Source organism: uncultured Anaerococcus sp. (genome assembly GCF_947253225.1).
In the GTDB taxonomy this organism is placed as follows: domain Bacteria; phylum Bacillota; class Clostridia; order Tissierellales; family Peptoniphilaceae; genus Anaerococcus.
The window spans coordinates 1-7575 of record NZ_CAMXYR010000064.1 but is presented as its reverse complement, the minus strand read 5'-3'; the positions used below and the strand labels follow the sequence as shown (position 1 = coordinate 7575).

Below are 7575 nucleotides of genomic sequence, written 5' to 3'. Positions count from 1 at the left end.
TTATGATATCCATATTCTTCTCCCATATTAATGATACCCAAAAAGCTTATGATCAATCTATTTTTATATCTTATTAAAATCATGTTTAGAATTATATAAAAAGTGGTATAATATAAATATAACGAATGAAAGGAGACATTCTAATATGAAATACGTATGTACAGCATGTGGTTATATCTATGATCCAGCAGAAGGAGATGTAGATAACGGAATCGAAGCAGGTACAGAATTTGATCAACTTCCTGAGGATTGGACTTGCCCAGTTTGTGGAGTTGGCAAAGATATGTTCGAAGCTGAATAATAAAAATTTTTGAAGGGGTTGTAGACCCCTCTTTTATTTTTTAAAAAAACTAGCAAAGATAAGAATTAATCCCTGGTTGACCAATAAATTCCTCTCCTTGCTAGTTAATTTTTTTCTTTTTAATAATTTTATAGACCACATATCCTATCCCTACTACAATTAGGAAAGCTAAAGTTATAAAGTAGCTAGCAGTCCTATTTTTTTGAGGTTGGTTGTAGCTTTTCCTTTCCTTCTTAAAGGAAGGGGTTTCTTTCTTATCATCATTTGGCCTTACCTCAAGAGCTAAAATTTCTTTCTTTTGCTTTTCCAGGTACTCCTTTTTTTCCTTTTCCTCTTTTATAACACTTGCAGGTTCATTGTTAGTTAGACTAGCTTCATCGCCTATGCTTTCATCGTAACTATAACTAGCCCCAAGAGCGTCTTCTTCATCCTCATAACTAGGACTATCTTCTATATTTGCTGACCTTGACCTAGTTGTATCAGCCTCTGGCTTTTTCTTGGCTTTATCGTCTTTTGGGCTGGAATCTTCCACAGGGGACTTAGTTTTTTCTGTAGTCTTTGCTTGCTTGGTAACTTCCTTAGGCTTTTCTTCAAGCTTTGGATTTAAAACTTCATCTATGCTAGGTTTTTCATCCTCAGCTGCCCCTTCAGTTATCACTAATTTGTCTTTGGGGGTTGGCTCATTCGTTTGTGTAGAAGGCTTCTCCTTGCCCTCTTCTCCATCGGCGAAAGAAGGACTTATAAGAAGTAGGGCCATTGCTAAGACCATCAAGCAAATATTCATTAAATTTTTCTTGCGAGTTTTTTTCATAATTTCACCACATTCTTTCACTTATATCTTACAACAAAAAACTCAACAAACAAATTTCCTAAATATTTTCACAAAAAAAGAGCTTGAGCTAAGCTCAAACCCTCTAGTTTAGTCATCAGTAAGTTCATCTGTCTGATACCAACCCTTACCCATAACTGTGGAGGTATTGACTATTGTGATAAAGGCCTTTGGGTCAATATTTTTTATAAACATCCTAAACTTAGGTGCTTCCATCTTATTAGTTGTGCAAAGATATACTGTAAGATCTTTACCTTGGTAGAGACCTCTAGCATTAATCACGGTAGCCGACCTATTTAGGTCATCTTTTATGAAACTACCTATCTCTTCAGTTTTTGATGTTATTATAATAAACATCTTTGCTTGTTTCATTGATGAGATAATTACATCTACACAAAGACCCTTAATCAAAAGTCCAAAGATTGAGAAAAGACCAATCTCTATACCAAAGACCCAAATGGATGCTATGGTAAAGAGAGAATCTACAAACAGAAGGGATTTGCCCACTTCCAAATGACTATATTTTTTCACTATCATCGCAACAATATCAGTCCCACCAGAGCTTGCAGCAATATTAAATAAAATTGCCGAACCTACTGAACTCATTATCAACGTGAAAAAAAATTCGAGCATGGTATTTCCTGTAAGAGTGCCATCAATAGGCATAATCTTATCTAGGGCTAGGGCAGTAAGTGAGTTAAGTATTGCAACATAACCTGTTCTTAGGGTAAATTTCTTGCCCAAGACGAAAAAAGCAATAACAAGGAGAGCAACATTGATAAACAAGGTAAGCTGGGGCCTAGTGAAAGGCACAAACATACTTGCTATAATACTCATTCCTTCAACTCCACCTATAACGAAGCTATTAGGATATTTGAAAAAATGTGTTCCGCAAGCCATAAAGATGGATGCAAAGCTCATCAAAAATACCCTTTTTTGCACACTCATAGGGTCGTGGTTGTGTATTCTTCTATTCCTATCCTCTATGTAGGAATTTATAGAATACCTGCTATTTTTTCGTCTTTCGCAAGGCTCTTGTTGCAATTTTATCTCCTTTATTTATCTGAATAGTTGTCGAAGTATCCTTGGATTAGGACGATTGGGGTTCCTTTATCTCCAGAACCACTTGTAAGATCACACAAAGATCCCAAAAGGTCAGTGATTTGTCTTGGAGTTGTACCAAGAGTTTCATTCTTTCCAACAAGTTCCTTAGCCTTGTGAGAAATTCTATCTCTCATTGCCTCGTCCCTGTCTTCTCCTTCTAAGTCAGTTAATTCATTATCTGCTATATATTTGATTTTTAGCTCACTTGGTGTTCCTTCTAGTCCACTTGTGTAAGCGGGGGATACAACTGGATCAGCAAGCTCCCAAATTTTTCCAACTGGATCTTTGAAGGCTCCATCACCGTAAATCATAACTTCGATTTTCTTATCAAACTCATCAATCAATCTTTTTTGAAGGCTATCTACGAAAACTTGTCCATCTCTTGGGAATAGTTTTACCATATTTCCTGTTGAAAGGTTAGATCCTAATAGACCATAGTTTTCATTGAAACCAGAACCATCAATTGGAGCTGTCATGATTTCATCAAGTTTTAGAACTTTGCCTGCACCATTTTCTTCAAGTTTTCTCTTTACAAGATTTCTAGTGTGAATTGATGATACAAGAATTTGGTCTGTAAATTGTAGGGCGTCAACTGGGTTGTTCAAGAAGTGAATTTCTGAATTTGGCGCAATTTCTTTGTAAAGGTCTGGGTAAGAAATGCCAGTAAATTCGTGTTTGTAATCTCCTGCCAATTCTTTGTATTGATTAATATCAAGTACATCTTGGTAAGGGTTAATGTCAGAATTAAACAAATCCATTTCATCCATTAGCCAGTTACCTACTTCATCTTGTGGATATGATAGGCAAATGTGAAGTTTCTTTCCTGTTAGGGCAAAAGCCTTTAGTAGGATAGAAAATCTATTTCTGCTTAGGATTGGAAATAGGATTGCTAGTTCATCACCTTCAAACTTTGCGTTAACGTCTTTGGCGATATCTTCGATTGTTACATAGTTACCTTGAGCACGAGCTACAAGAGATTCTGTAACACATACTACGTCCTTATCACGAAGATTAATATCTCCTTGATCACTTGCTTTTTTTACTACATCAAAAACTGTAGATACGAGGTCATCGCCCTCTTTGATTATTGGGGCTCTAAGGCCCATTGCTGCTGTTCCAATTATTCTTTCCATAATTAATTCCCCTTTCGATTGAATTATACAATAATTAAAAGCCCTTTACAATGCGAGTTATTAAAGAATTTTACACATTTCAGGAAACTTTTTATAAAATAAAATACCTCAATAAAATATTTCTATTAATCCAAAAACAAAATTTCTTAGCCAAAAAATAAACTTATTAAATTTATTTTCTAAATTTTGCTACAAAAAAGAGAATCATTTTATACAAAAAGATGCTAAAATCAGCTTCTAGCATCAAATTTATTGCCACATTTTGGGCATTTTACCTTAATCTTTCCCTTATTCTTTGGTATCCTAAGTTCTTGCTTGCAAGATGGACAGGATATATATTTAAAATTTTTATCTTTTTTATTTTTTTTGCCAATAGATACTTGATTTTTGATAGGATCTAGGAATTTCTCCTTAAACATCCTATTTTCCATGAGCCTTTTGTACTGGTTGTTGGACAAAACCCTATATACAGCATAGGCTACTGTAAGTAGGGAAAATATATTGAGAATTGAACTTTTCACCAGGTAAGAAACAAGTGTTATAGCTATGGCCATCCATATCAAAAATATTCCGTACTCATCTATTCCATGTCTTTTATTCATCTAATCCCTCTACTAACTTTTCCATTACCTTCGATATATCGTCTTTTATGAGAAAATCTGCCCTTTTATCCTTAGGCGTAACATCTTTATTGATAAGAACTAGCTTATTACCCCTATAAAAGTCGATTAGTCCTGCTGCAGGATAAACTACAAGGCTTGTACCTCCAATAATTAGTACATCGGCATTGGCTATGAGATTTATAGCATAACTTATGTTATTTTGGTCAAGCCCCTCTCCATAAAGAACTATATCAGGTCTAACAACTCCTCCACAAGAATCACAAGTTACTAGGTTATCAAATTTTTTGACATAAGAGAGATCGAAGTTTTTGCCACACTTGGTGCAGTAATAATCCCTGAGGTTGCCATGAAGTTCAATAACATTCTTGCTTCCTGCTTCTTGGTGGAGGCTATCTATATTTTGAGTTATAATTGCTTTTAGTTTACCCATTTTTTCTAGTCTTGCAAGAGCTAGGTGGCAAGGATTTGGTTTAATCCCTTCAAGCATCAAGTTTTCCTTGCAATAAGTCATAAACTTATCAGGATGGTTTTGGAAAAATTCGTGGCTTAGCATATATTCTGGTGAATATTCAGAATTATTTTTCCTGTTGTAAAGACCTGTTGCCGATCTAAAATCAGGAACTCCAGATGCTGTCGATACACCTGCTCCCCCAAAAAACACTATGTTATTTGAATTTCTTATAAGTTCTTGTACTTTTTTGATATTATCCATAACTTCCTCCTAAGCCAAGTCTAAATTTTTTTCTATATAAGTAACATTTATTCCAAACAAGATAACACTTGCAAAAATATAGTAGATAAAGGGTGTAATAATCTTATAAAGACTTTCATCTCCTATGGCAAAAGGAAAAATAAAGGCAAGTCCCATACCAGAAGTCCTAACCATCTTGCCATCAATAAGAACTAGGGCAAAAAAGCTTGTAAGAAGTAGGATTGGGATAATAACTGCAAGAAGAGTTACAAGCATGGAAAGCCACGAAATCGTCTTTGTAAATCGAGACTTTGCCATATTTAGGTTTAGGCAAAGGGAGATTACATTTATCAAAAGCAAACCAAATACCAAGTAGTAGATAAAGTCTGTCCCTATCTTGTAGCCTAAGAAATAAAGGGATAGGGTCAACAAAGTCCCACTTAGCAAGTAAAAAATACTTATACCTAAAACCTTGCCTAGGACAATTTCCCTAACAGAAATTGGGAGGCTAAAGGTAAGCATGGCTCTTTTGGTAAAGTAGTCCTTGTAGATAAAATTTATGGCAAAAGTCATGTTGATTCCAAGAAAAAATACGATACTTGCTATGAGCAAAACATCTGTTACAGCCTTATTTCCCAAAATCAAATGAATAGGAGTAAAAAATTTCGCCAAAACTGCAAGACCTAGGACAATACTTTGGATAAGCATGATTGTCAATATATAATTTTTATTAGTTTTTAAGTCATATTTAATAAAATTTATCATAAGATACCAAAGACCTCCTTATAATAATCTGCTAAATCAAGGCCATAATCTGCTCTTATTTCGTTGGCCTTCCTATGAAAGAGAACTCTTCCTTTGTCAAGGAAAACTACATCCTCAAAGAGATTTTCCATATCCCTTATTTGATGGGTTGTAATAATAAAAGTCTTATCACTATCCATATTTTCAATAATTATATCTATAACCGCCTGCTTGGCAACAGGGTCAACTCCATCTACGGGCTCATCCAGTATATAAATTTCAGCATTTCTTGCTAGGGTAAGGCTAATAAGAAGTCTTTCCCTAAGTCCCTTGGACAAATCTTTAGTCGACTTATCTCTTGGAATTTTGAGAAAATCAATCAGCCTATCGCATCTTTTTCTATCAAAATCTTTATAGAAATCTTCATACATAGAAATTGCTTCACTTACCCTTAACTTGTCAAAAAGGTAGTAGGTATCTGGTAGGTAGGAAATCTTTGCCCTATCCTTGTAGGTTACAGGCTTTCCCTCAATTAAAATCTCCCCCTCATCTTTTTTAAGAAGACCTACAAGGAGTTTGAGAAGAGTTGACTTGCCCGACCCATTTGGTCCTAGAAGGCCAATAACCTTGCCCCTCTCAAGCTCAAGACTTAGTCCGTCAATAGCTAGGGTGTCCTTATAGGATTTTTTCAAATTATTAATCGTTATTAACTTATCCATTTGCCATATTCCTCATCTTTAAAAGCTCCACAGCCTCATCTAAACCATAGCCAACCTTTGCCATATCGTCTAGGAAAGAGTTGATGAACCTATTTGAAAACTCATCTTTAAGCCTTGATATTATCTCAGCATCCCTCTTATAATAATAGTAATCGATTCTTTTATCTACAAGGCCTTGTTTTTCCATAAGCTCAAGAACCCCTTGAACATAGCTAGGGTTGACCTTAAACTTACCAGTAAAAAATTTCATATCCTGAACTTTCTCTCCCTCACAAACCTTGCCATTAATTAGTTCCAGAGCCAGAAAATCTCTAATCTCATCTTGCTTTGACCTATAATTCATATTACCTCAACTAACAAAATCAATCTTTACATCATCCATCTTGACCGCTTCTAAAAAAACTCCAATCACCTTAGAGCCAAAGTCCCCTAAGTTCTCATAAATTTTCCCATAATTTACAACCCTTAGTCTATCATCAAGACAACTTAGCTGGTCAAAAAGAGCATCTAAATTCCTAACCTCATAGTCAAAATCAAGCTCTTCATTAACAATCCTATAAAATTCTTCCTTGTCAGTAAACAACTTAGCATCAATCTCTATCATGGATTTATCCTCTCAAAACTTTTGTAGTGGTCCTTAGTGTAATAGATATTAATCTTATCATCGAAAATAATCCTATCAGACCCACGTCTGCCACCCTCATAATTCACATCTGCCTCTTTGTAGGTACCCTTAGGAAGTTTTCCTTCAAAGTTTCCAAAATAATCTCCACCAATAACTCCCTTATCGGTAACCTCCCACAAATTGCCCTCCTTAGGAAGCCAGCCACGCTTTTTTGCCTCAGATTTGGTCAGGTAATTTTTAGGCAGTCTCTTATACTTAATTAGATACACACTTACATCCTCCAAACTATAGTAGGGAGAATCTTCCTTGATATCTTTATTATCCTTGTTTTCATAAGAATTATTAGAACTTGCTTGGTTAAGCTTGGTTGTTAAATCGACTTTAGCATTTGAGCCAAGCTTACATCCAACAAAAAGTAAAAGAATTAGAGCGAGTAAATAAGAAAAATATTTTTTAACTTTCATTTTTCTCCTCCTTATGGTATCATTATATCAGATTGTTATTAAAGACCTAAGAAATATCTAGTTTTTAAAAAAATCAAAAAAAATATTTGACAAATAAAAAAGTATATCGTATACTATAATAGTCAGTTGACGACGGGGTGTGGCGCAGCTTGGTAGCGCGCGTGTTTTGGGAACATGAGGTCGAAGGTTCGAATCCTTTCACCCCGACCAAATAAATTAGCAACATCAGTTGCTTTTTTTATTGTCCTAAAAAATTAATAGCTTTTATGAAAAATAGCAGCCAAGAGTGACCTGCACCCGTAAACACGGAATAATTTAATAATATTTTAAGCGGAATGTAAT

The 7575-nt window shown here is 35.0% G+C and carries 11 protein-coding genes and 1 tRNA gene; 2 read left to right on the top strand and 10 right to left on the bottom strand.

Features of this window, described 5'->3' with window-relative positions; genetic code table 11:
- The first annotated feature begins 145 nt into the window (after positions 1-145).
- The gene (gene rd / locus Q0W95_RS06855; protein ID WP_297791203.1) at positions 146-301 is read left to right on the top strand and encodes a rubredoxin; all 156 of its coding nucleotides are present in this window, start codon (positions 146-148) and stop codon (positions 299-301) included.
- A 100-nt stretch (positions 302-401) separates the two neighbouring features.
- Here the strand turns inward: rd and Q0W95_RS06850 are convergent, their stop codons facing one another.
- The 10 genes from Q0W95_RS06850 to Q0W95_RS06805 all read right to left on the bottom strand — a co-directional run bounded on the left by Q0W95_RS06850 (position 402) and on the right by Q0W95_RS06805 (position 7233).
- Entirely contained in the window at positions 402-1112 is a 711-nt protein-coding gene (locus Q0W95_RS06850; protein ID WP_297791201.1) for a hypothetical protein, read from the bottom strand.
- 108 nt (positions 1113-1220) lie between these two features.
- The gene (locus Q0W95_RS06845; protein WP_297791199.1) at positions 1221-2174 is read right to left on the bottom strand and encodes a YitT family protein; all 954 of its coding nucleotides are present in this window, start codon (positions 2172-2174) and stop codon (positions 1221-1223) included.
- An 11-nt stretch (positions 2175-2185) separates the two neighbouring features.
- A complete protein-coding gene (locus tag Q0W95_RS06840) occupies positions 2186-3367 on the bottom strand; it encodes a coenzyme F420-0:L-glutamate ligase (RefSeq protein WP_297791197.1) in 1182 nt (393 codons plus the stop codon).
- Positions 3368-3597: 230 nt separating this feature from the next.
- Entirely contained in the window at positions 3598-3969 is a 372-nt protein-coding gene (locus Q0W95_RS06835) for a hypothetical protein (protein ID WP_297791195.1), read from the bottom strand.
- Complete coding sequence (locus Q0W95_RS06830) at positions 3962-4702, bottom strand: NAD-dependent protein deacylase (RefSeq protein ID WP_297791193.1); 741 nt, start codon at positions 4700-4702, stop codon at positions 3962-3964. The genes Q0W95_RS06835 and Q0W95_RS06830 overlap by 8 nt, the downstream gene beginning before the upstream one ends.
- A 9-nt stretch (positions 4703-4711) precedes the next feature.
- Complete coding sequence (locus tag Q0W95_RS06825; RefSeq protein ID WP_297791191.1) at positions 4712-5446, bottom strand: hypothetical protein; 735 nt, start codon at positions 5444-5446, stop codon at positions 4712-4714.
- Positions 5443-6144, bottom strand: coding sequence for an ABC transporter ATP-binding protein (locus tag Q0W95_RS06820; RefSeq protein ID WP_297791189.1), 702 nt, complete (start codon positions 6142-6144; stop codon positions 5443-5445). Before Q0W95_RS06820 ends, Q0W95_RS06825 begins: the two co-directional genes overlap by 4 nt.
- A complete protein-coding gene (locus Q0W95_RS06815; protein ID WP_297791187.1) occupies positions 6137-6487 on the bottom strand; it encodes a GntR family transcriptional regulator in 351 nt (116 codons plus the stop codon). Before Q0W95_RS06815 ends, Q0W95_RS06820 begins: the two co-directional genes overlap by 8 nt.
- 6 nt (positions 6488-6493) lie before the next feature.
- The gene (locus Q0W95_RS06810) at positions 6494-6748 is read right to left on the bottom strand and encodes a barstar family protein (protein WP_297791185.1); all 255 of its coding nucleotides are present in this window, start codon (positions 6746-6748) and stop codon (positions 6494-6496) included.
- Complete coding sequence (locus Q0W95_RS06805) at positions 6745-7233, bottom strand: ribonuclease domain-containing protein (protein ID WP_297791183.1); 489 nt, start codon at positions 7231-7233, stop codon at positions 6745-6747. Before Q0W95_RS06805 ends, Q0W95_RS06810 begins: the two co-directional genes overlap by 4 nt.
- A gap of 133 nt (positions 7234-7366) precedes the next feature.
- Here Q0W95_RS06805 and Q0W95_RS06800 point away from each other — a divergent pair.
- A tRNA-Pro gene (locus tag Q0W95_RS06800) sits at positions 7367-7443 on the top strand.
- The last annotated feature ends 132 nt before the right edge of the window (positions 7444-7575 follow it).

Bases quoted from the DNA above. Each gene is read 5' to 3' on its own strand.
- Q0W95_RS06815 (WP_297791187.1), bottom strand. From the start codon at position 6,487: ATGAATTATAGGTCAAAGCAAGATGAGATTAGAGATTTTCTGGCTCTG.
- Q0W95_RS06820 (WP_297791189.1), bottom strand. From the start codon at position 6,144: ATGGATAAGTTAATAACGATTAATAATTTGAAAAAATCCTATAAGGAC.
- rd (WP_297791203.1), top strand. From the start codon at position 146: ATGAAATACGTATGTACAGCATGTGGTTATATCTATGATCCAGCAGAA.
- Q0W95_RS06835 (WP_297791195.1), bottom strand. From the start codon at position 3,969: ATGAATAAAAGACATGGAATAGATGAGTACGGAATATTTTTGATATGG.
- Q0W95_RS06825 (WP_297791191.1), bottom strand. From the start codon at position 5,446: ATGATAAATTTTATTAAATATGACTTAAAAACTAATAAAAATTATATA.
- Q0W95_RS06840 (WP_297791197.1), bottom strand. From the start codon at position 3,367: ATGGAAAGAATAATTGGAACAGCAGCAATGGGCCTTAGAGCCCCAATA.
- Q0W95_RS06830 (WP_297791193.1), bottom strand. From the start codon at position 4,702: ATGGATAATATCAAAAAAGTACAAGAACTTATAAGAAATTCAAATAAC.
- Q0W95_RS06850 (WP_297791201.1), bottom strand. From the start codon at position 1,112: ATGAAAAAAACTCGCAAGAAAAATTTAATGAATATTTGCTTGATGGTC.
- Q0W95_RS06805 (WP_297791183.1), bottom strand. From the start codon at position 7,233: ATGAAAGTTAAAAAATATTTTTCTTATTTACTCGCTCTAATTCTTTTA.
- Q0W95_RS06810 (WP_297791185.1), bottom strand. From the start codon at position 6,748: ATGATAGAGATTGATGCTAAGTTGTTTACTGACAAGGAAGAATTTTAT.